Source organism: Pseudomonas sp. GW822-FHT03F08 (assembly GCF_058801265.1).
The window spans coordinates 250,821-273,636 of sequence record NZ_JBXANC010000004.1; the positions used below are offsets into that span (position 1 = coordinate 250,821).

At 60.8% G+C, this 22,816-nt stretch carries 16 protein-coding genes and 1 pseudogene; 5 read left to right on the plus strand and 12 right to left on the minus strand.

Annotation, left to right across the window (positions count from 1 at the left end; translation table 11 throughout):
• Positions 1-225 precede the first annotated feature (225 nt).
• From AC1RME_RS11635 to AC1RME_RS11685, 11 genes are all read right to left on the minus strand, one after another.
• Positions 226-1,017 (minus strand): DUF3800 domain-containing protein, encoded by a 792-nt coding sequence (locus tag AC1RME_RS11635; protein WP_493091242.1) that lies wholly within the window; start codon positions 1,015-1,017, stop codon positions 226-228.
• 5 nt (positions 1,018-1,022) lie between these two features.
• Positions 1,023-1,358 carry a YceK/YidQ family lipoprotein gene (locus AC1RME_RS11640; protein WP_096819865.1) on the minus strand — a complete coding sequence of 112 codons (336 nt, stop codon included), beginning with the start codon at positions 1,356-1,358 and terminating at the stop codon, positions 1,023-1,025.
• Between the two features lie 159 nt (positions 1,359-1,517).
• Positions 1,518-2,969 (minus strand): lipopolysaccharide kinase InaA family protein, encoded by a 1,452-nt coding sequence (locus AC1RME_RS11645; protein WP_096819866.1) that lies wholly within the window; start codon positions 2,967-2,969, stop codon positions 1,518-1,520.
• Entirely contained in the window at positions 2,969-3,721 is a 753-nt protein-coding gene (locus AC1RME_RS11650) for a lipopolysaccharide kinase InaA family protein (protein ID WP_096819867.1), read from the minus strand. Before AC1RME_RS11650 ends, AC1RME_RS11645 begins: the two co-directional genes overlap by 1 nt.
• Positions 3,718-4,452, minus strand: coding sequence for a lipopolysaccharide kinase InaA family protein (locus tag AC1RME_RS11655; RefSeq protein ID WP_096819868.1), 735 nt, complete (start codon positions 4,450-4,452; stop codon positions 3,718-3,720). The genes AC1RME_RS11650 and AC1RME_RS11655 overlap by 4 nt, the downstream gene beginning before the upstream one ends.
• Positions 4,452-5,258, minus strand: a complete 807-nt coding sequence (gene rfaP / locus AC1RME_RS11660; RefSeq protein WP_096819869.1) for a lipopolysaccharide core heptose(I) kinase RfaP — start codon at positions 5,256-5,258, stop codon at positions 4,452-4,454. Before rfaP ends, AC1RME_RS11655 begins: the two co-directional genes overlap by 1 nt.
• A complete protein-coding gene (locus tag AC1RME_RS11665; RefSeq protein ID WP_096819870.1) occupies positions 5,259-6,380 on the minus strand; it encodes a glycosyltransferase family 4 protein in 1,122 nt (373 codons plus the stop codon).
• Positions 6,380-7,441 (minus strand): lipopolysaccharide heptosyltransferase I, encoded by a 1,062-nt coding sequence (gene waaC, locus AC1RME_RS11670; RefSeq protein ID WP_085711109.1) that lies wholly within the window; start codon positions 7,439-7,441, stop codon positions 6,380-6,382. Before waaC ends, AC1RME_RS11665 begins: the two co-directional genes overlap by 1 nt.
• Before the next feature lies 1 nt (position 7,442).
• On the minus strand, positions 7,443-8,477 hold the full coding sequence (waaF, locus tag AC1RME_RS11675; protein WP_039766536.1) for a lipopolysaccharide heptosyltransferase II: 1,035 nt from the start codon (positions 8,475-8,477) through the stop codon (positions 7,443-7,445).
• A gap of 51 nt (positions 8,478-8,528) precedes the next feature.
• Positions 8,529-11,468, minus strand: coding sequence for a bifunctional [glutamate--ammonia ligase]-adenylyl-L-tyrosine phosphorylase/[glutamate--ammonia-ligase] adenylyltransferase (glnE, locus tag AC1RME_RS11680; RefSeq protein WP_096819871.1), 2,940 nt, complete (start codon positions 11,466-11,468; stop codon positions 8,529-8,531).
• Positions 11,465-11,590, minus strand: coding sequence for a hypothetical protein (locus AC1RME_RS11685; RefSeq protein ID WP_255261909.1), 126 nt, complete (start codon positions 11,588-11,590; stop codon positions 11,465-11,467). Before AC1RME_RS11685 ends, glnE begins: the two co-directional genes overlap by 4 nt.
• 262 nt (positions 11,591-11,852) lie before the next feature.
• Here AC1RME_RS11685 and aceE point away from each other — a divergent pair, with 262 nt between their 5' ends.
• The 5 genes and pseudogenes from aceE to msrA all read left to right on the plus strand — a co-directional run bounded on the left by aceE (position 11,853) and on the right by msrA (position 21,859).
• The gene (aceE, locus tag AC1RME_RS11690) at positions 11,853-14,498 is read left to right on the plus strand and encodes a pyruvate dehydrogenase (acetyl-transferring), homodimeric type (RefSeq protein ID WP_096819872.1); all 2,646 of its coding nucleotides are present in this window, start codon (positions 11,853-11,855) and stop codon (positions 14,496-14,498) included.
• 11 nt (positions 14,499-14,509) lie between these two features.
• Positions 14,510-16,474: a dihydrolipoyllysine-residue acetyltransferase gene (gene aceF, locus AC1RME_RS11695; RefSeq protein ID WP_096819873.1), complete on the plus strand. Its 1,965-nt coding sequence runs from the start codon at positions 14,510-14,512 to the stop codon at positions 16,472-16,474.
• A 279-nt stretch (positions 16,475-16,753) separates the two neighbouring features.
• Entirely contained in the window at positions 16,754-18,151 is a 1,398-nt protein-coding gene (locus tag AC1RME_RS11700) for an alkaline phosphatase D family protein (RefSeq protein ID WP_096819874.1), read from the plus strand.
• A gap of 238 nt (positions 18,152-18,389) precedes the next feature.
• Positions 18,390-21,086: pseudogene (locus AC1RME_RS11705) on the plus strand (putative bifunctional diguanylate cyclase/phosphodiesterase).
• Positions 21,087-21,193: 107 nt separating this feature from the next.
• Positions 21,194-21,859 (plus strand): peptide-methionine (S)-S-oxide reductase MsrA, encoded by a 666-nt coding sequence (gene msrA / locus AC1RME_RS11710; RefSeq protein WP_102620170.1) that lies wholly within the window; start codon positions 21,194-21,196, stop codon positions 21,857-21,859.
• A 49-nt stretch (positions 21,860-21,908) separates the two neighbouring features.
• Here msrA and AC1RME_RS11715 read toward each other — a convergent pair whose 3' ends face one another.
• Positions 21,909-22,748 (minus strand): 23S rRNA (adenine(2030)-N(6))-methyltransferase RlmJ, encoded by an 840-nt coding sequence (locus AC1RME_RS11715; RefSeq protein WP_007952304.1) that lies wholly within the window; start codon positions 22,746-22,748, stop codon positions 21,909-21,911.
• Between the last annotated feature and the right edge of the window lie 68 nt (positions 22,749-22,816).

Genomic DNA, 22,816 nt, shown 5'->3' on the forward strand with positions numbered 1-22,816 from the left:
AGGGGTCTAGCCTCTTTAGTCTGCATTCAGGCGCGATGCGCCTTGAAAAATGATGTGCCCTCGCACCGGGCGAGAGACAGCTAAAGGGCGGGATTATAGCTTAAAAGCGCCGACAAACCTCTAGCGGAACTGGCCGGCCGGTGCGTTGACACTCGAGTAGCATCGACATAGACTCCAGCGCAAATGGACTGGGAGATCCCGGTCGGCGCTAATGCCTCGGTGAGATCATCGGGGCTTTTCGCTTTCTGGGGATGGGAAAATTTTCAAACCCCAATTCTCGAAACCCTCTCCAACTTTGCTCCGCCCCCCGCTGCAATAGAACTTGCGCTTGAGCACGTCAAAAGCACGGTTTCCCTGACCCGCCCTCAACACGCTCATGCCAATGGGCCTCGCAACAAGATCGGCTAGCTGCAGGCCGGTGGAGTTCACCTGTTTAGTTGCAAAAACGATGTCAAACGGCAGTTGAATACCCCATCGATTCGCCCCACCACACATCCTGCGAAACTCCAATTCAAGCTCGTTATCCTCTCGCTTTCCTCGGCGCTCGAAAATCACGTGCGTCAGTGCCCCTTGTTGATTCTTCTCCTGCAAAAACTCATAGAGCGTTTCCAGACAAAAGCCGAGCGCGAGGTGATAAGGATTGTGTCCCGTGCCTTGTTTCTCGCGAAGGGAAGCCTTGTCTACGACGCAACTGATCAGAACGAAGTTGCTGGCTTCAATGATGCAAGTCAGCTCCTCAAGAAAAGCATTCTTGTGCTCTCTCGACATGAAGAGGCCAGAAAACGCTCCTTTTTCTTTACGAATTTCGAGCTCATGCAGACCGATCAGATCGTGTCCCATATGGGTGAACTTGAATTTCTGCAGGGCCGGAATGACCTTCTCGCAATAATGCCTTTTATGAAACGCACAAAACGCGAGCACGAAAACTGGATAGTTGGGGTCCAGTGTTTGCATTCCATGATCACCGCTCTCATCGACATAAACGATGACATCGCTGTATTCACTGGTTGGGGGCAAGGTAATTACCCCCGACCTGGCCGCCAATAAACACTGATATTCCCGTCCACCGCCTGACGATAGATCGTATAAGGCAGGCAAGCCGTGTCGAAGACGCCGGACAGGGTCAGGTCGAGCAGGACGACCGGCACCAGAATGCCGGTGGGGTCGGGCGGCGCGTGCAGCAGGCAGAAGTCGTGGGCCAGGCCGCTGTAGATGCGCGGAATGGACTGGCAGTAAGTTTTCTGTTTGCGCAGGCCGCGCGTGGCGTCCTCGTCGTCCTGCAACACCGTGACGGCGGTGCCGCAGCCAGACAGCACCAGGGAAAATGTACCGATGGTGATCGCCGTTTTGATGGTCAAGGTTTGCCCTCCGGGAACGTCGGGGCAAACTAGCATCGGGGTTTTACGGGGGGCAGTTCATGGGTTCCGGAAAGGCCGTAGGACAAGTCACAAGGATTTGTCGCCACATGCCTTACCCGAATTCAACTGCAGAAACCTCTTACGCGCTGGCGAAAATAATCACGCAGCGCCCGATGCATCCTTGGGCAAACGCTGATCAATCACCTGATACAGCGCACTGCTCTCAGGCCAGTTGCGCATGAACCGCGCACGATCCTTGGCATAAGCCGGAGCAAAGCTGCCCGCCGAGCCGTGCTGGCACATCGAATCCAGATCGATCAGCGCCCAGCGATCCTCGTGCCAGAACAGGTTGTGGCCCTTGAAATCACCGTGACTGATGCGCTCTGCAATCAACCGCGCAAACAACTGATCCAGCGCCTGCAACTCGGCTTCCGGCGCTTCGCCGCTTTCAACATACGGTGCAAAACGCTCGATGATGTCCGGTCCTGCCAGGTACTCGGTGATCAGGTACGCCTTGCTGCGCAACCAGAAAAACCGGGTTTCCAGCACCGCCAGCGGCTTCGGCGTAGCAATGCCGAGAAACGCCAGGCGATTGCCTTCGCGCCACGAATGCCAGGCGCGGCTCGGGCGCCAGAAGCGCTTGAGCCAATGGGCAAAATTCTTGATGTTGTAACGCTTGATCACCAGCGGACGCCCGGCGACTTCGACCTTGCCGACGCTGGCCGCGCCGCCGGTCTTGTACAGGTGCCCCTGATCGAGCAAGGCATCGGCCTGCTCCAGCACCGGCAGCATCGCGGGTTCTTCCTCGCGACGGATCGAACGCAGGCCAAAGGCTCCGCGTCGCACGCTGAACAACGTGCATTCACGACCGACTTTGATCAGGAAATCCTTCAACCGCCAGGCGCGCACCTTGTCGATCTGCTTCTGCAAGGCTTCCAGCGGCAGCGCGTGCTCGCTGTTGCTCAGCAGGTAATACACCAACAATTCTTCGGTGAAAGGCTCGAGCGATTTGGGCAACTGGGCGAAGAACACCCCGAGGTTTTCCAGCACTTTCTGCCGGGACAATGGCTGGCCGGCGTTTTCCGCACAGATGCCGGCGCCATCGATCAGGTACAACTGACCGCCGTGGCGCAGCAGGTTGTCCAGGTGCAGGTCTTCCTGCCACAGGCCTTTGCCGTGCAACTGGCCAATGGCGCCGAGGGCCTCGGCCAGTACCGACGATTGCTCGTCGGCCAGCACCGGCAAGGATTCAACCTTGCTCCAGGCATCACCCAGGCTTTCGGCGCCTTCGAGAAACTCGAACAACAACCAGCCGCCCTCGCCGTCCTTCAGGCCATCGGCCAGCAGCAACGGCGTAGTCATGCCTTGGGCGGCGAGCAGTTTCACCCCTTCCAGTTCACGCTGAAAATGCCGTGCAGCCTTGCTGCCAACCAGCAATTTGGCCAACACCGGACGCCCGCGCCACACGCCGGCACCGACATAGCGCTGCCCCGGCAACACCCGCAACAGGCTGAGCAACTGCAAATCGGCGGTACCCGCCGCATCGGCCAACGAAACCGTCAGCGGCAGGCTCGGTGTACGCCCGGCGTTTTTCAGGTCGGACAACTGCATCAGCGCGTCTCCTTGCGACTGCGCCGCGCGGTCAGCCGCGTGACCCAGCTATCGACCAGTGAACTGTCGACCGACTGATCGAGATACGCCGCCAGCAACTCGCGCAACTGGGCATCACTCCACTCCGGAGCGCGACGCAGCAGCGGCTCCAGATCCTTGACCCGATCACGCTGGCCGAACAGCAGGGGCCGGGTCTTTTCCAGGTCGATCAGTTGCGCCTGATACCCGGTACCCTCGGCACGCAGGAAAATGTGCTTGGGATAGAAGCAGCCGTGCACCTGACGTACACCGTGCAGGCGCCGCGCCAGCTGGCCGCAGGCCTTGAGAATCGCCGAATGCTGCGTGACTTCCAGGCTAGACCAGCGCTGCAGCAACGAATCCAGATCATCCCAACCGTCGAGGGCTCGGGTCAGCAGGATCGCGCGCACTTCGCCGTTGATTTTGCGCTGGCCGAAAAACGCCGCTTGCAGCGCCGGAATGCCAAGCTGGTTGTAACGGCTGATGTTGCGAAACTCCCGGGCGAACGTCGGCTCGCCAAACGGCGCGTGCAGGGTGCGGGTCAGGTAGTTGCTCTGACGCTTGAGGTAATAACCGTGGCCTTCGAGTTCGAGCCGGAACACACTGCTCCAGCCGCCGCCGTCGGTGTTCGGTTCATCCACCGCATCGAGTTGCTTGTCCCACAACGCGTCGAACGTGCCGAGGCCGTGGCGCTCCAGCAGCGCACGGTCTTCAGCGGCCAGAAAATCAGTCATTCGCGTCCCTCGAAAAATCTCACCACGTGGCGAATCCGTTTCTTGTCGGCGGCATTGAGCCGGTCACGCTGGCGGTATTGCAGGTAGAAGCGCAGGCGCTGGGTGTTCGACAGGTGATATTTGGCAACCTTGTCGAGACAGGCCAGGTCCTTGGTAATCCGGTATTTGAGCCAGAAACCGCGCCAGAAATCGCCGTTCGGGCAGTCGATCAGAAACAGCCGCGCCTGATCGTCGATCAGCAGGTTGCGCCACTTCAGATCGTTATGGGTGAAGCGATGGTCGTGCATTGTCCGGGTGTAAACGGCCAACTGCCGACTGATGCCGTCAACCCAGCTATGACTCTTCAGCTTGGGATCGTTGCGCTCGGCCAGCGCCGAGAGGTCCTCGGTACGCGGCAGTTCGCGGGTGATCATCGCCCCGCGATCGTAGGCCATGCCATTGCGCTCCAGGCCCCAGGCCACCACTTCGGCGGTGGGAATGCCCCACTTGGCGAAACGCTTGAGGTTCTGCCACTCCATCTTCACCCGCGGCTTGCCGAGGTAACGGCGCAAGCCCTTGCCGGCGCCGACGTAGCGTTTGACGTAGTAATTGACACCGTTGCGCTGCACGCGGATGACTTCGGACAGCGGGTCGCGGGTCAGACGCTCGCCTTCAAGCGCGAATACCGCTTCAAGGCTGCCAAAATCCGCTGCGAGGTCGCTGTACCCGGGTTCAAGATTCCAACCCGCCATCAGAGCGCATCCCCGTAGCGCAACTTGCGCTCGTAGAGTTTGTTGGCCTTGCCTTCGAGCCAGCTCAGCAACGGCGCTTCTTCCGCCAGGATCTGGCGCAGCGGTTGCTGGAAGTAACCTTTGAGAAAGCGCAGCTTGTCGCGACGGGTCAGGCCGATGTCCAGCGCGGAGAAATACAGCGCCGCCAGATCCTTGTTGCGCCAGCGCTGAGTGATCGCCGGGCGAGTCTGGGCCCGGTGCAGGTCGATCACCGAGAGTTTGAAATCTTCCGGGGTGACCGGTTTGTCGGTGTGCAGCAGGAAGTGGCAGATGTAGCAGTCGCGGTGGTTGACCCCCGCGCGGTGCATCATCCCCGTCATGCGTGCAACTTCAGCGATCAGCGCGCGCTTGAGCTTTGGCTGCGGCGGCTGCTTGACCCAGTCGATGCTGAAGTCTTCGAGGCTGATGGTCGGCGCCAGTTCTTCGGTGACGATGAACGAATGCTGGTCCGCCGGGTTGCTGCCCTTCTCACCGTACGCGACGGCGGTCATGGTCGGCACACCGACTTCCTGCAGACGCTGGATAGCCTTCCATTCCTGGCCCGCGCCAAGCACCGGCAGCTTGGCAGTCAGCAGGTTCTTGAAAATCTCGCCCCAGCCAATGCCTCGGTGGATCTTGACGAAAAATCCGTTGCCGTCGACTTCCGTGCGCAAAGTCCTGCGGGCTTCCAGCTCGCGGTACACCTCGCCCTGCAAGCCCTCGACTTCCGCGAACGCATCGCGGCCGGCCCAGAGGCTCTTGAACGGTTCAGCCAGCATCAACTTCATTTATGCGTGCTCCGCCAGAATCACATCGGCCGCGTGCTGCGGCATGCTGTAGAGGTCGGCCGTCTCGGCGAAAGCCAGACCGTTGCGGCTCCAGGCCGCCCGTGCAGCGTCGTCGTTCAACATGTCAGTCAGGTATTGCGTCAGTTGCGCCTGATCGAACGGCTCGTCCAGCACGCGCCCGGCATCGGCCTCGGCAATGTAATGGGCGTAGCCGCAGACCGCGCTGACCAGCACCGGCAACCCGGCGACCAGCGCTTCAAGCAATACCGTACCGGTGTTCTCGTTGTACGCCGGGTGGATCAACAGATCGGCGCCGAGCAGGAAACGCGGGATATCGCTGCGCCCCTTGAGGAACGTCACGTTGTCGCCCAGACCCAATGTTGCACTCTGCATCTGGAACAATTTGGGGTCATCCTGGCCGATTACAAACAGCCGGGTGCGTTTCTTCAGTTCGGCGGGCAATGCGGCCAGCGCCTTCAGGCTGCGATCGACGCCCTTGGTCTTGAACCCGGAACCGATCTGCACCAGCAACAGTTCGTCGTCCTTGAGGTTGAATTCGGCGCGGAAACCGGCGCGAATTTCGTCGGCATCCGCCGGACGCCGACGATCCTGGGCGATGCCCGGCGGCAGCAGGTGGAAGCGCTCGAGCGGCGTGTCGTAGTGCTTGATGAACAGCGGCTGCTGCACTTCGGAGATCATCAACACTTCAGTCTTCGCGTCTTTGGCGAACACCGCGCGCTCGTACTCGGCGAAGTGGCGATAGCGCCCCCAACGGCGATACAGCGAATTGCGCAGGTTCTGCGCCTTGTCCTCGAAGCAGCCGTCGGCGGCGTAGTAGACGTCCAGACCCGGCATCTTGTTGAAGCCGATCAGGCGATCCACCGGGCGCCTGGCCAGGTCCGCTTCCATCCACGCGCTGAGTTTCTCGTTGCGGCGATGGTTGAAGAACGCCTTGACCGGCGCCACCAGCACTTCGAAACCGGGCGGCACGTCGCCTTCCCAGATCAGGGTGTAGACGCGGATCTTGTGGCCACGTTTCTGACATTCGAGAGCGATGCGCATGAAGTCGCGCTGCAAACCACCGAACGGGAAATACTTGTAAAGGACAAATGCCAATTGCATCAACGCAGCTCCTCAGCCATCAACAACGTGCTCAGTCGGCTGGCGACACGCTCGGGATTCAGACGCGTGAAGCACAAAGGCAACTCGCGTTTCAGGTCAAACTGACGGGCATCCTGCGCGGTCGGTTGATACGTACATTTCTTTTGCAGGCACGGCGCGCACGGGAAATCGCTGCCGAGGTGAATCTGCAGCTTGCCGTAGGCGCCGGTCAGGCCCGGATTGGTCGGGCCGAACAGCGAAATCGTCGGCACGTCCAGTGCCGCAGCGAGATGGCCGAGACCGGTGTCCACCGCGACACAGGCCTGGGCGCCGGCCAGCACCTTGCCGACCCCGGCCAGGTTGAGCTTCGGCAGCACTTCGGCATGCTTGAAGCCGGCAGCGATGCGCTCGGCCCGGGCCTTCTCCAGCGGGTTGCCCCACGGCAGCTTGATCCCGACGCCGAGGTAGCCGACCCGCTCGGTCAGCTCACGCCAATAGCTTTCCGGCCAGTGTTTGGTGTCCCAGGTGGTGCCGTGCAAAAACACCACGTAAGCATTCTTGCGTGGCAGTTCCACCAGACGCTCGACGTTGAGGCCGTAATCACCCAGGCCTTTGGGCAAGTCGTAACCCAATGCAATCGCGAACAACTGACGCACACGCTCAACGGCGTGCTGCCCACGGGCCACCGCCAGTTTGCGATCATAAAAACGCGCGGCGATCGGCTCACGGGCCGAGCCCTTGTCGAGACCGGCCACCGGGGCTTTGACGTAACGAGTCAGCCAGGCGCTTTTCAGCAAGCCTTGAGCGTCGATCACCAAGTCATATTTGTTCGCCCGAACGGATTGCTTGAAGCGCTTCCACTCGCCGCTGGTGATGGTTTTCCAGAGGTTCTTGCGCCAGCGGCGGATCGCCACGGGAATGACCTTGCCCACGGCCGGGTGCCAGGTCGGGATTTCGGCAAAGCCTTCTTCCACCACCCAGTCGAATTTGATCCCGGGAATCGCCCGGGCAGCGTCGGTCAACGCCGGCAACGCATGAATCACGTCGCCCAGCGAAGAAGTCTTGATCAGCAATACCCGCAACTTAATGGACCTCGACCACAGAGCCCTGCAAACGCTGCAAGGCATCGTTGACCGCGTCCGGCATCAGCTGGCGCAGGCAGTTGTAATGGCCAAAACGGCAGGTCCGGTCAAAGCAAGGGCTGCAATCGAGGCCCAGACGGACGATTTCCACATGCTCGGCCAGCGGCGGGGTGAAGCCCGGCGAAGTCGAGCCATAGACGGCCACCAACGGACGGTTCAACGCTGCAGCAACGTGCATCAGACCGGAATCGTTGGAAACCACAGAGTCAGCGCAGGACATCAGGTCGATGGCTTCGGCCAGCGAAGTACCGCCACTGAGGTTCACGGACTCTTCACGCAGGCCCGGAATCAGCCGCGCGCGGATATCTTCGCCCACCGCGTGATCGTTCTTCGAGCCGAACAGCCAGACCTGCCAGCCTTCGCGGATGCGCGCCTCGGCGACCTTGGCGTAATGCTCGGACGGCCAGCGTTTGGCTTCACCGAACTCGGCACCGGGGCACAGCACCAGCACCGGACGATCGAGGGTCAGGCCGAACTTGGCCAGCGCCGCCTCGCGGGTCACCGGGTCGATTTGCAGGCTCGGGCGCGGATACGGTTTCGGCAGCTCGGCGTTCGGCTCGTAGGCCAGCGCCATGAAACGTTCGATCATCAGCGGATAACGTTCTTTATCCAGTGTGCGCACGTCATTGAGCAGGCCGTAGCGGAATTCGCCGCGCCAGCCAGTACGCTTCGGGATGCCGGCGAAGAACGGCACCAGCGCCGACTTCAGCGAGTTCGGCAGCAGGATTGCCTGGTCGTACTGGCCGGCCAGGGATTTGCCGATCCGCCGGCGGGTCGCCAGCTCCAGCGCGCCGTGGCCGAGCGGAAAGCTCAAGGCCTTGCGCACTTCGGGCATGCGCTCAAGGATCGGCCGGCTCCACTCGGGGGCCAGCACGTCGATTTCGCACTGCGGGTGGCGCTGCTTGAGACACTGAAACAGTGTCTGCGCCATCACCATGTCACCGACCCAACTGGGCCCAACGATCAGAATATTCATGTGGTTTCCAAAAACGAACCGGGGAGGCTTTACGCCTCCCCGTCTCGAGAATCAGCTTAGCCCCAGCTCACGCCAGATCCGCATCACCTGCCGCCGTTCGTCCGCGAACTGATCGCCCGGTATCACCCCGGCATCCTTCTGCAAGGCCTGCCGGTGGGCGGCGGAACGATAGGCCTTATAGGCCTCGCGCAACAGGCTGGCGTCTTCGACGGGCATCAGCCCCTCGTGTTCCAGCTCTTCCAGAATGCGGATATTGTCCGTCCAGCGCAGCAACGGCGGGTGGGTCTGCGACCACGCCAGGGCCGCGTATTGCACCATAAATTCAATATCGACGATACCTCCGGCGTCCTGCTTGAGGTCGAACGGCGCCGTGGCATCGAAGGCATTCGCCGCGGTACCGGCGGCGGTGCTCTTGCTGCCGAGGTTATCGCGCATCTTGGCGCGCATCTCGCTCACTTCCTGTTGCAGTTTCGCCAGATCCCGCGCCTTGCCCAGCACCTGAGCCCGTACTTTCTCGAACGCCTGGCCGACATCCTGACTGCCCACCAGCACCCGCGCCCGCACCAGAGCCTGATGCTCCCACGTCCAGGCTTCATTTTCTTGATAGCGGGCAAATGCCCCCAGCGAACTGACCAGCAGCCCCGACGCACCGGACGGCCGCAGGCGCATGTCCACTTCATACAGCTGGCCGGAGTTGGTCTGCGCCGTCAGCAAGTGAATGATCCGCTGGCCGAGCCGGGTAAAGAACTGCGCGCCATCAATAGGCTTCGCTCCGTCGGTTTCCGCCTGCGGATCGCCGTCGTGGATGAACACCAGATCCAGGTCCGAACCATGCCCCAATTCAATCCCGCCGACTTTCCCATAACCGACAATGATGAAGCCGGGATCGCACAACGTGCCGTCGGTGCGCAGCGGAGTGCCGTACTTGGCCACGGTCTGGCGCCAGGCCAGGGCCAGCACTTGTTCCAGAATCGCCTCGGCGAGCCAGGTCAGGTAATCGCTGACTTTCATCAACGGCAGGCTGCCGGCGATTTCCGACGCGGCGACGCGCAAGCGATGCGCCAGTTTGAAATGGCGCAGGGCTTCCATCTGCTGTTCGAGGTCGTCCTCGGGGATCCGGGTCAGGCGCTCGCGCAATTCGGCGGCCAGTTCCGGCGCCAAGGGCGGCTTGAACAGGCGACCTTCGTTGAGCAACTCATCGAGCAGCAGCGGGAAACGGGTGATCTGCTCGGCGATCCACGGACTCGCGGCGCACAGAGTCAGCAAGCGACGCAGCGCGCCGGGGTTTTCCGTCAGCAACACTAAATAAGCCGAACGCCGGGCCACCGCTTCGACCAGCGGCAGAACCCGTTCGAGCACCAGATCCGGATTGTCATGCTCCACTGCCTGAGCGAGCAGACGTGGAATAAAGGCGTCGAGGCGTTCGCGTCCCAGACGCTGCATCGCCCGCAGCTGCGGACTGCTGCGCAGACCGGCCAGCGCTTTCAAGGCTTTGGTGGCGTCGGCGAAACCGCCCTCTTCCAGTTGGCGGCAAGCGGCTTCTTCGTCCTGAGCCTCTTCCCACAGCGGCAGCCATTCACCGCCGACCACCACTTCGCAGTCGGCGCCTTCTTCCTCATCGGGATCGGCGATGACCTGAGCAAAATGCCAGGCCACCCGGCCACGCCAGAACATCAGCTTTTCATGGAAGGCGTCCCAGTCGGCGAAACCGAGCATGAAGGCGATGCGGGCCTGATCCTGCGGGCTGTCCGGCAGCATCTGGGTCTGCCGATCGGCAATCGCCTGGATCGCGTGTTCGGTGTAGCGCAGGAATTCATAACCTTCACGCAATTCGCTGATCACTGCCGGCGGCAGATAACCCTGCCCTTCCAGCGTGCTCAACACCTTTAATAGAGGCCGCTGTTGCAGGCTCAGATCGCGACCGCCATGAATCAACTGAAAGGCCTGGGCGATGAACTCGACTTCACGAATGCCACCGGAGCCGAGCTTGATGTTATCGGCCATGCCCTTGCGCCGGACTTCCTGCTGGATCAGTTGCTTCATGGTGCGCAGCGCTTCGATCGCCGAGAAATCCAGATAGCGCCGGTAAACGAACGGCCGCAGCATTTCCTGCAACTGCGCCCCGGCCACCTGATCGCCGGCCACCACCCGCGACTTGATCATCGCGTAGCGTTCCCAGTCGCGGCCCTGATCCTGGTAATACTGCTCCAGTGCATTGAAGCTCAGCACCAGCGCGCCGGACGAGCCGTACGGGCGCAGGCGCATGTCGACGCGGAACACAAAGCCGTCGACGGTCATCGGATCGAGGGCCTTGATCAGGCGCTGGCCGAGACGAATGAAAAATTCCTGGTTATCCAGCGCGCGCTTCACGCCGACGGTTTCGCCGCCCTCGGGGTAGGCGAAGATCAGGTCGATGTCCGAGGAAAGGTTCAGCTCGACCGCGCCGAGCTTGCCCATGCCGAGGATGACCATTTGCTGCGGTTCGCCGCTGCGCCGGCCGGTCGGCGTGCCGAACTGTTCGCAATGGCGGCTGTACAGCCATTGATAAGCCTGGTCGATGCTGGCGTCGGCCATGTCCGAGAGGTCGCGGCAGGTCTGCACCAGATCGGCCTGGCGAGTCAGGTCGCGCCAGATGATCCGCACCTGATGCCGGGCGCGCTGACGACGCAGGACGCGACCCAGTTCATCCTCGGTCTGCGCGGTGCTGACCGCCGCCGCAATCTGCCCGCACAACTCGCCGGGGGCGAACGGTCGATCGAGCTCACCGGACTGCACCAGCGACAGCAACATCAAAGGGTCACGAACGCTCTGTTCAATCACGAAATCGCTGGCGGCGGTGACGCGGGCGAACTGCGCCCAGCGCTCCGGAGTCCAGGTGGAGAAGCCTTGATCGTCCTCAAGTGCGGCGACGGCCGTACGGAACGACTGCTCGGATCGGCTGACCAACGGCAGGAGAATGGCAGGCAGTTCGGCAAGCGCGGGCAGGGTCATGGTCTATCCTTGATCGGCGTGTAAATGGCCGCTTGTAGTGATGATTGAAAAACCGCTACGCGAAGGACTGTCGAACAAAAGTGAGAAATAGCTGAAATTTCTTTTTCTTTGGCAGCCAGCATCAAACTTTCACCTTTTTCGGATGGCTAAAGAGCAACCTTAACGATTATTCTCACAACGCAGTCGGAGGCCACAAGCCTTTCATCTGTAGTTTTACTACTCGTCTATACATTCGAAAGGCTGAAATGCCGGATGATTTGTAGTAAAACTACACGCCGCCGGAACAACCTGTCGGCAATCCAAGAATTTTAAATCGTCTGCCCACAAGGCCAGTCGCAAACTCAGGCAACCGATTCTGGAAGCCTTTCCGCCCTGGAGCAAGCCATGCAAGACCTCGATCCCGTCGAAACCCAGGAATGGCTGGACGCCCTGGAATCGGTTCTCGACAAAGAAGGCGAAGACCGTGCTCACTATCTGATGACCCGTATGGGCGAACTCGCGACCCGCAGCGGCTCGCAACTGCCTTACGCCATCACCACGCCTTACCGCAACACGATTCCCGTTACCCACGAAGCACGCATGCCTGGCGACCTGTTCATGGAACGCCGCATTCGCTCGCTGGTACGCTGGAACGCGATGGCCATGGTAATGCGTACGAACCTGAAAGATTCTGACCTGGGCGGTCACATCTCCAGCTTCGCCTCCAGCGCGACCCTGTACGACATCGGCTTCAACTACTTCTTCCAGGCCCCGACCGACGAACACGGCGGCGACCTGATCTACTTCCAGGGCCACACCTCGCCAGGCGTCTACGCCCGTGCGTTTATGGAAGGCCGCATCACCGAAGACCAGATGAACAACTTCCGCCAGGAAGTCGACGGTCAGGGCCTGTCGTCCTATCCGCACCCTTGGCTGATGCCTGACTTCTGGCAGTTCCCGACTGTATCGATGGGGCTGGGCCCGATCCAGGCGATCTACCAGGCTCGCTTCATGAAGTACCTGGAACACCGCGGTTTCATCCAGCCAGGTAAACAGAAAGTCTGGTGCTTCCTGGGCGACGGCGAGTGCGACGAGCCGGAATCCCTGGGCGCGATCTCCCTGGCCGGCCGCGAGAAGCTGGACAACCTGATCTTCGTCATCAACTGCAACCTGCAGCGCCTCGACGGCCCGGTTCGCGGCAACGGCAAGATCATCCAGGAACTCGAAGGCGTGTTCCGCGGTGCTCAGTGGAACGTGACCAAAGTCATCTGGGGCCGTTTCTGGGACCCACTGCTGGCCAAGGACGTCGACGGCATCCTGCAACGTCGCATGGACGAAGTCATCGACGGCGAGTACCAGAACTACAAAGCCAAAGACGGCGCGTTCGTGCGTGAACACTTCTTCAACACGCCTGAACTCAAGGCGATGGTTGCAGACCTGTCCGACGACGAGATCTGGAAACTCAACCGTGGCGGCCACGACCCGTACAAGGTCTACGCGGCGTACCACGAAGCGGTCAACCACAAAGAACAACCGACCGTCATCCTGGCCAAGACCATCAAGGGTTACGGTACCGGTGCGGGCGAAGCGAAGAACACCGCGCACAACACCAAGAAAGTCGACGTCGACAGCCTGAAGCTGTTCCGCGACCGCTTCGACATCCCGGTGAAAGACGAAGAGCTGGAAAACCTGCCGTTCTTCAAGCCGGAGCCAAACAGCGCCGAAGCCCGTTACCTGGCAGAGCGTCGCACTGCACTGGGCGGTTTCGTCCCTCAGCGTCGTGCACAAAGCTTCAGCGTACCGACCCCGGATCTGGATACCCTCAAGGCAATCCTCGACGGTTCCGGCGACCGTGAAATTTCCACCACCATGGCGTTCGTGCGGATCCTCGCGCAACTGGTCAAGGACAAGGAAATCGGCCCGCGCATCGTTCCGATCATCCCGGACGAAGCCCGTACCTTCGGTATGGAAGGCATGTTCCGTCAGCTGGGCATCTACTCGTCCGTCGGCCAGCTCTACGAGCCAGTCGATAAAGACCAGGTGATGTTCTACAAGGAAGACCAGAAAGGTCAGATCCTTGAAGAAGGCATCAACGAAGCGGGCGCCATGAGCTCCTTCATCGCGGCCGGTACTTCGTACTCCAGCCACAACCAGCCAATGCTGCCGTTCTACATCTTCTACTCGATGTTCGGCTTCCAGCGTATCGGCGATCTGGCCTGGGCCGCCGGCGACAGCCGCACCCGTGGCTTCCTGATTGGCGGCACCGCCGGCCGTACCACCCTGAACGGTGAAGGCCTGCAGCACGAAGACGGTCACAGCCACCTGCTGGCTGCCACCATCCCGAACTGCCGCACCTACGATCCAACCTACGGCTACGAGCTGGCGGTGATCATTCAGGACGGCATGAAGAAGATGACCGAAGAGCAACAGGACATCTTCTATTACATCACCGTGATGAACGAGTCCTACCAGCAGCCAGCCATGCCGGCCGGTGCCGAAGAAGGCATCAAGAAAGGCATGTACCTGCTGGAAGAAGACACCCGCGAAGCGGCGCACCACGTACAGCTGATGGGCTCCGGCACCATCCTGCGTGAAGTCCGTGAAGCGGCGAAGATCCTGCGTGAAGAGTTCAACGTCGGTGCCGACGTGTGGAGCGTCACCAGCTTCAACGAACTGCGTCGCGACGGCCTGGCCGTAGAGCGCAGCAACCGTCTGAAACCAGGCCAGAAGCCTAAGCGCAGCTACGTCGAAGAGTGCCTGAGCGGCCGTAAGGGTCCGGTCATCGCCTCTACCGACTACATGAAACTGTTCGCCGAGCAGATCCGTCAGTGGGTACCGTCCAAGGAATTCAAAGTCCTGGGCACCGACGGTTTCGGCCGCAGCGACAGCCGCAAGAAACTGCGTCATTTCTTCGAAGTCGACCGTCATTTCGTGGTGTTGGCAGCCCTGGAAGCACTGGCTGACCGTGGTGATATCGAACCTAAAGTCGTGGCCGAGGCCATCACCAAGTTCGGTATCGACCCGGAAAAACGCAACCCACTGGACTGCTGAGGAGAAACTCTGTGAGCGAACTCATTCGCGTACCTGACATCGGCAGCGGTGAAGGTGAAGTAATCGAACTGTTTGTGAAGGTCGGCGACCGTATCGAAGCCGATCAGAGCATCCTGACTCTGGAATCGGACAAGGCCAGTATGGAAGTGCCGGCCCCGAAGGCCGGCGTCATCAAGAGCCTGAAAGTGAAGCTGGGCGATCGCCTGAAAGAAGGCGACGAACTGTTGGAACTGGAAGTCGAGGGCGCCGCTGCTGCGGCCCCAGCGCCTGCCGCTGCTCCTGCTGCCAAGGCTGAAGCCAAACCGGCTGCCGCTCCTGCGGCTGCCGCGCCAGCCGCAGCGCCTGCTGCCGCTTCGGTTCAGCAAGTGCACGTGCCGGACATCGGTTCGTCGGGCAAGGCCCAGATCATCGAGATCCAGGTCAAGGTCGGCGACAAGGTCGAGGCTGATCAGTCGCTGATCACCCTGGAATCCGACAAGGCGAGCATGGAAATCCCGTCGCCTGCCGCTGGCGTGGTCAAGGCCATCAGCGTCAAGTTGAACGACGAAGTCGGCACTGGCGACCTGATCCTGGATCTGGAAGTGGCGGGTGCTGCGGCCCCTGCTGCGGCCGCTCCGGCCCAGGCTGCTGCTCCAGCCGCTGCCGCTGCACCGGCTCCGGCCGCCGCGCCTGCTGCACCGGTTGCCGACAGCGTTCAGGACATCCACGTTCCGGACATCGGTTCGGCCGGCAAGGCCAAGATCATCGAAGTGTTGGTCAAGGCTGGCGACAGCGTTGAAGCCGACCAGTCGCTGATCACCCTGGAATCCGACAAGGCGAGCATGGAAATCCCGTCGCCTGCCGCTGGCGTGGTGGAAAGCATTTCCATCAAGCTGGACGACGAAGTCGGCACTGGCGATCTGATCCTCAAGCTGAAAGTCAAAGGCGCCGCTCCGGCTGCTGCCTCGGCACCTGCCGCTGCCGCTCCGAGTGCTCCGGCGCCGGCCGCTGCTGCTCCGGCTACCGCTGCACCTGCACCTGCTGCCGCTCCAGTTGCTGCTCCAGCCAAGCCTGGTGCGAAAGTTCACGCCGGCCCTGCCGTGCGTCAACTGGCTCGCGAATTCGGTGTCGAGCTGAGCGCTGTTGGCGCCAGCGGTCCGCACGGTCGCATCCTGAAAGAAGACGTGCAGACTTACGTCAAAGCCATGATGCAGAAGGCCAAGGAAGCACCGGCCGCTGCCGCTGGCGCAACCGGTGGCGCGGGCATCCCGCCGATTCCGGTCGTCGACTTCAGCCGTTTCGGCGAAATCGAAGAAGTGCCGATGACTCGTCTGATGCAGATCGGCGCGTCGAGCCTGCACCGCAGCTGGCTGAACATCCCGCACGTGACTCAGTTCGATTCGGCTGATATCACCGAGCTGGAAGCGTTCCGTATCGCTCAGAAAGCCGTTGCAGAGAAGGCTGGCGTCAAGCTGACCATTCTGCCGCTGCTGCTCAAGTCCTGCGCACACATGCTCAAGGAACTGCCGGACTTCAACAGTTCGCTGGCTCCAAGCGGCAAGGCGATCATCCGCAAGAAGTACGTGAACATCGGCTTCGCCGTCGACACCCCGGATGGCCTGCTGGTACCGGTCATCAAGAACGTCGACCAGAAGAGCCTGCTGCAACTGGCAGCCGAAGCCGCTGCGCTGGCCGCCAAGGCCCGCGACAAGAAGCTCACCGCTGACGACATGCAAGGCGCCTGCTTCACCATTTCCAGCCTCGGCCACATTGGCGGCACCGGCTTCACGCCGATCGTCAACGCGCCGGAAGTGGCGATCCTTGGTGTTTCCAAGGCAACCATCCAGCCAGTCTGGGACGGCAAAGCCTTCCAGCCGAAACTGATGCTGCCACTGTCGCTGTCCTACGATCACCGTGTGATCAACGGCGCCGCTGCCGCACGCTTCACCCAGCGTCTGAGCAGCCTGCTGGCGGACATCCGCACCATCCTGCTGTAAACCGCTTGGCCCTCCGGCAACGGAGGGCCAACCGGGTTCCACGTTTTCGAGCGCCACACGCTCGTACCTCAACCCCGTCAGTTTGGCGGGGCTTTTTTTTGCCTTAAATAACTGCCGCCCGCACTTTTCCCACAACTTGCGCTGATATAAGCCACGACTCGAGTCCACTTCCTATCGATATTTTTCAGCAACAGACAACTAACCTTTGCGCATTAAAGTTACGCCTATAAAGCTGGATAACTTTATTCATTACCAATACTTATTCGAATGGATTCGAACATGCTGAAACCTACTGTCGGCCCGATCGTTGGCCACACAACAACTAATCAGGCGCGGATCTTCATTCGCGGCGGACTGCAACATAACACGGCCGTATTTGCCGGTATTCGCTATCGAATATTGGATTCGAAACAATGGCAACCGGGCCAGTTTGTCAAACTGGATTCAACCCGCGACATGACTGAAGTGCTGGTACTCGATCATTTGCAAGCCGACACCGACTACGAATACCAGACCGGCTGGTTCAGCCCGATGAGCCCCGTCCACACCATCCACAGCGTGGCGGAGTTGCCGCTGCAATGGCCACGGGAGACGTATCGCCTGCGCACCCGCAGCCATCGGCCTTTGCAGCCTCGCGCCTACATCCTCGGTTCCTGCCGCTATCTGCGCCTGACCGCCGGCATCCCGTCGCTCCCGCATCTGGGCGACCGGATCTTCGCGTCCATCAGCCAGTTGATCGAGGGGGCACAACCGGCGATCAGTGCAATCATGATGTGTGGCGATCAGATCTACGCGGACGATCTGAACCTGTTCGCACCGGATCGCGACTACGACGAGTTCATTGAAAAGTATCGTGTGGCGTTTTCCCTGCCCAATATCCGACGACTGATGTCCGGCACTTCGACTTACATGATCCTTGATGATCACGAAATAGAAGACAACTGGCCAATGAATGCCAGCAAGTCTGATAAAACCCTGTATCGCAATGCAATAGCGGCTTACGATATTTATCAAGCAAGTCATAGCCCGATCTGCGCGACAACAACTAACGGCACAATTGATCGCACGACACTGAAGCACTACTGGTATCAATTCAGCGACGGCGATATCGAATGGTTTGTGACGGACAGTCGAACTCGCCGCAACTTGTCGACCGAGAACCGCCGCATCCTCGATGAAGAACAGGAACAGGCCTTGTGCAAGTGGTTGGTCGAGAGCCCGGCGCGGATCAAGTTCGTGGTCACCAGCGTCATGTTCTACCCCGACCGCAAAATCAACGGCAATGATGCCTGGGCGGGCTTTCCCGAACAGCGCCTGCGCCTGCTGGAAACCATCCGCCGGCATCGGCTCAAAAACGTCGTGTTCATTTCCGGCGATGTGCATGGTTCGCTGACCAGCCGCCTGACCCACAGCGAAGACCAGGACTTTGAAGTACACACCGTCGTGTCCTCGCCGCTGAGCAACAGCAAACTGCTGCCCTATGCCAGGGCATCGACGTTCATTCTCGATCAGCCGCTGGCTCGCACAGACGCGGGAGAATACCGGCACACGCTGACCAGCCAGGTCGTCAGCCAGGACAATTTTGCCCACATGGTGGTCGAGGCCGAACACATCCGGGTCAACTACCACGACTGGGATGGCAAACACTTGCAATCAATCGACATTCCACTGCGCTGAATGGAAAAATGCCGCCGCTCCGGATGCCAGAAGGCTCTGGAACGGCGCTCTCAGCGCGCCGCTGCATTACTTTCCAGCGCCCGCTGGAGAAATGTTCAGCGCAGCCGACATATTCTTATAGCACTTGGCCTTCATGTCTCTTGTCAGTCGGTGCCGCAATGATGCAACCTTGCCGCAGGCAACAGTAAAGAGGGCGAGAGCCCGGCGCGTTCAGCAAATTTCCAAGCGAGTTCCCTTCATGAAGAGCCAACCCGATGCCGCCAGCCGTATGGTGGCCGAGGTAGTGACGCAGTTGCCTGTGCCCTCGCGGCTCGGCATGCTGCGTTTCGAGCGCCTGAATGAAGCCAGCTGGGCGATGCTGTTTCTCGATCCCAACTGTGAACGCCAGTTCGGCCAGCCCGCCGTCGAACTCTGCGCGCTGGTCGGTTCGCCCTACGCCAGCCTGATGGAGCCCGAAGCGCGCTATCAGTTGCATGACGCGATCCAGCAACAATTGCGCGACAGCCCGCATTATCTGGTGCGCTATACCCTGCACACCGCCGCCGGGGCGCTGAGCATTCTTGAACTGGGTGAAGCCTACAAACAGCACAACCGTCACCTGCTGCGCGGTTATTTGCTGGCGGTCGACGACGTGTTCGACGAAGCGCCGACGCTGCCGTCCGTCGACCTGGAAACCCAGAACTAGCGCCTGCAAATCGCCCTTGAGCTCAATCAGCGTGCCCAGCAGGAACAACTGCAGCATCTGGAGCGGGTGCGCGCCCAGCAGGACCTGATCCTGTTGCTGGCCCGCCAGCGCTACAGCAGCCAGAACTCCCTGCAAGAAGCCGCCGAGCTGATTACCCGCTGCGCCTGCGATATCTATGAAATCGACTGCGCCAGCCTGTGGAACCTCGAAGGCCAGAAGCTGGTACCGATTTCCGCCTACCACCGCGCCACCCAGGAATACATCCTGCCGGAGGTGATCGACGTCAGCGGCTTCCCCGATTACATGGACGCCCTGCACGGCAGCCGCGCCATCGACGCGCACAACGCGATGCGCGACCCGCGTACCCGGGAGATGGCCGAAGCCCTGCGCCCGCGTGACGTCAACGCCATGCTCGACGCCAGCATCCGTGTCGACGGCCAGGTGGTCGGCGTACTGTGCCTGGAGCAGACCGGCGTGACACGCGCCTGGCAGTCCGACGAAATCGCCTTTGCCGGCGAGCTGGCCGACCAGTTCGCCCAGGTCATCAACAATCACAACCGCCGCACCGCCACCAGCGCCTTGCATCTGTTCCAGCGCGCGGTCGAGCAAAGCGCCAATGCCTTCTTGCTGGTCAATTGCGACGGCGTGGTCGAGTACGTCAACCCGAGCTTCACCGCGATCACCCAGTACACCACCGAGGAAGTCCACGGCCAGCGCCTCTCGGAGCTGCCGGCCCTGGAAAACCTCAGCGAGCTGTTGTTCGACGCACCCTCGGCGCTGGCCAAGAGCAACAGCTGGCAGGGCGAATTCAAAAGCCGCCGCAAGAACCTCGAACCCTACTGGGGCCAGTTGTCGATCTCCAAGGTCTATGGCGACAACCGTGAGCTGACGCACTACATCGGCATCTACGAAGACATCACCCAGACCAAACTGGCGCAGCAGCGCATCGAGCGTCTGGCCTACACCGACAACCTGACCAACCTCGGCAACCGGCCTGCATTTATCCGCAATCTGGATGAGCGCTTCGCCCGAGACAGCGATACCCCGATCAGCCTGCTGCTGGTGGACATCGACAACTTCAAGCGGATCAACGACAGCCTCGGCCACCAGACCGGCGACAAACTGTTGATCAGCCTGGCCCGGCGTCTGCGCAACAGCCTGAGCCCGAGCGGTAGTCTGGCGCGGTTCGCCAGTAACGAATTCGCGGTGTTGCTCGACAACACCGACCTTGAGGCCGGCCAACAGATCGCCAGCCAGTTGCTGCTGACCCTCGACAAACCGATGTTCGTCGACAACCAGTTGATCAGCGTCACCGGTTCCGTGGGCCTGGCCTGCGCGCCGCTGCACGGCCGCGACCCGCAGACCCTGATGCGCAACGCCGGCCTCGCCCTGCACAAGGCCAAGGCCAACGGCAAACATCAGGTGCAGGTGTTCACCGAGGCGCTGAACGCCGAGGCCAGCTACAAGCTGTTCGTCGAGAACAACCTGCGCCGCGCCCTGACCCAGAACGAGCTGGACGTGTTCTACCAGCCGAAGCTGTGCCTGCGCAGCGGCCGGTTGCTGGGCATGGAAGCGCTGCTGCGCTGGAACCACCCGGAACGCGGCATGATCCGCCCGGACCAGTTCATCAGCGTGGCCGAGGAAACCGGCCTGATCATTCCGATCGGCAAGTGGATCGCCCGCCAGGCCTGCCGCATGAGCAAAGCGTTGACCGCTGCGGGTATGGGCAACCTGCAAGTGGCGATCAACCTGTCGCCCAAGCAGTTTTCCGACCCGGATCTGGTGGCCTCGATCGCCAACATCCTCAAGGAAGAAGCGCTGCCGGCCAATCTGCTGGAGCTGGAGCTGACCGAAGGCCTGCTGCTGGAAGCCACCGAAGACACCCACTTGCAGCTCGACCAGCTCAAGCGCCTGGGCCTGACCCTGGCCATGGACGACTTCGGCACCGGTTACTCGTCGCTCAGTTACCTGAAAAAATTCCCGATCGACATCATCAAGATCGATCGCAGCTTCATCCACGAAATCCCGGACAACCAGGACGACATGGAAATCACCTCCGCCGTGATCGCCATGGCCCACAACCTGAAACTCAAGGTCGTGGCCGAAGGCATCGAGACCGCCGAGCAGCTGGCGTTCCTGCGCCGGCACCGCTGCGACGTCGGCCAGGGTTACCTGTTCGACCGGCCGATTCCGGGCGGCGAGCTGATCCAGGCGCTCAAGCGCTACCCGCGCGGCCCTCTCCCTCTGTAAACCACAACCAAAGTACCCGCACATTTTGACTAGTGATTAACTGGGCATCATTGGGCACACTGGTGGTCTGTGTAATTGACATCCCATCCTGACTGAGAGGAACGATCATGGTTCTGCGCTCGGAAATTCTGGTGAACAAAAACGTGCTACCGACTAAAGAACAAGCTCTGCCTGGCCGCGAAACCGCGATGACCCTGCCTGAAAACCATTTCGTCTTCAAAGACACGCCGCTGCTTGGCCCGTTCTTTCAGGACGTCGATTTCGCGATTTTCGGACTGGGCTGTTTCTGGGGTGCGGAACGCCGCTTCTGGCAGCGTGAAGGCGTGGTCAGCACCGTGGTCGGTTACGCCGGCGGCTTCACGCCGAACCCGACCTACGAAGAAGTCTGCTCGGGCCTGACCGGTCATTCGGAAGTGGTGTTGGTCGTTTTCGACAAAGACAAAGTCAGCTACGAAGAGCTGCTGGCAATGTTCTGGGAACTGCACAACCCGACGCAGGGCATGCGTCAGGGCAATGACATCGGCACCCAGTACCGTTCGGTGATCTACGCGACCCATCCGGAGCAACTGGATGCGGCGTTGAAGAGCAAGGCCGTTTATCAGGCTGAACTGTCGAAGGCAGGTCTGGGTGAAATCAGCACCGAGATTGAACAGGCGCCGACCGTTTACTTCGCCGAGACTTATCACCAGCAGTATCTGGCGAAAAATCCGGAAGGCTACTGCGGGATTGGCGGTACCGGTGTGTGCATGCCACCAAGCCTGGCAGGTAACTAAGCCCGCCCTGATCGCTCCCACGCTTTACGTGGGAGCGATTGACGGTTGATCAGCTCTCGGCGATCAACCAATCCATCTGCCACCCACCCTGGGTCTGGCCCAGTTTCTTGGACAGCCACGGCAGCAGCTCACGCAATTCTTCCTCCAGCCCCCACGGCGGATTGGCAATCGCCAGGCCAGAGCCGTTCAGGCTGTTCGGCGTGTCCAGCGGATGCACCAGCAGCTCGACCCGCAGCAACTTCGGCGCACCGGTGCCGGCCAGATCCTGATAGAAACGACGCAGTGCGCGCTGGTCCTTCACCGGATACCAGATGGCCGCCACGGTTTGGCGCATCCGGCCAATGGCCTCTTTCATCGAGGCTGCACAGCGCTGCATTTCATCGAGCTGTTCGAACGGCGGATCAATCAGCATCACCGCGCGTTTCTCCTGCACCGGCAACATCGCGCGGGCGACATGCCAGCCCTCGCCCAGATGCACTTTCACCCGACGATCGCCGGCCATGTTGTCCTTGAGCAGGACGCCGTCTTCGGGGTGCTTCTCATTGAGCATCACCCGATCCTGCGGCCGGGTCAGACGCCGCGCCAGCTCCGGCGAACCCGGGTAATAGCGCAACTGGCCGTCCGGGTTCATCTCGTGCAGCACTTTCATGTAGTCGGCAGTCAGCGCCGGCAGATCCGGCTGATCCCACAAGCGTGCGATGCCTTCCAGGTACTCGCCGGTACGGTTGGCCTGATCGCCCTGCAAGTCATACAGACCGATGCCGGCGTGGCTGTCGAGATAGGCAAACGGCTGCTCCTTGCGCGACATCAGGGCGATGAGGCGGGTCAAGGTCAGGTGTTTGAACACATCGGCGTGATTGCCGGCATGGAAGGCGTGACGATAATTCATGGCTGCTCCTGCGAGGGCCGTGAAGTTTACCTTTTACCGGGCGGCAAGTCAGGGGTTGGGGGCTGAGT

Excerpts from the sequence above, each read along its gene's own strand:
- AC1RME_RS11685 (WP_255261909.1), bottom strand. The coding sequence starts at position 11,590 with ATGCTGGCTGCCAAAGAAAAAGAAATTTCAGCTATTTCTCACTTTTGT.
- msrA (WP_102620170.1), top strand. The coding sequence starts at position 21,194 with ATGGTTCTGCGCTCGGAAATTCTGGTGAACAAAAACGTGCTACCGACT.
- AC1RME_RS11645 (WP_096819866.1), bottom strand. The coding sequence starts at position 2,969 with ATGCAGTTGTCCGACCTGAAAAACGCCGGGCGTACACCGAGCCTGCCG.
- rfaP (WP_096819869.1), bottom strand. The coding sequence starts at position 5,258 with ATGAAGTTGATGCTGGCTGAACCGTTCAAGAGCCTCTGGGCCGGCCGC.
- AC1RME_RS11655 (WP_096819868.1), bottom strand. The coding sequence starts at position 4,452 with ATGGCGGGTTGGAATCTTGAACCCGGGTACAGCGACCTCGCAGCGGAT.
- AC1RME_RS11650 (WP_096819867.1), bottom strand. The coding sequence starts at position 3,721 with ATGACTGATTTTCTGGCCGCTGAAGACCGTGCGCTGCTGGAGCGCCAC.
- aceE (WP_096819872.1), top strand. The coding sequence starts at position 11,853 with ATGCAAGACCTCGATCCCGTCGAAACCCAGGAATGGCTGGACGCCCTG.
- glnE (WP_096819871.1), bottom strand. The coding sequence starts at position 11,468 with ATGACCCTGCCCGCGCTTGCCGAACTGCCTGCCATTCTCCTGCCGTTG.
- AC1RME_RS11700 (WP_096819874.1), top strand. The coding sequence starts at position 16,754 with ATGCTGAAACCTACTGTCGGCCCGATCGTTGGCCACACAACAACTAAT.
- AC1RME_RS11715 (WP_007952304.1), bottom strand. The coding sequence starts at position 22,748 with ATGAATTATCGTCACGCCTTCCATGCCGGCAATCACGCCGATGTGTTC.
- waaF (WP_039766536.1), bottom strand. The coding sequence starts at position 8,477 with ATGAATATTCTGATCGTTGGGCCCAGTTGGGTCGGTGACATGGTGATG.
- AC1RME_RS11665 (WP_096819870.1), bottom strand. The coding sequence starts at position 6,380 with ATGCAATTGGCATTTGTCCTTTACAAGTATTTCCCGTTCGGTGGTTTG.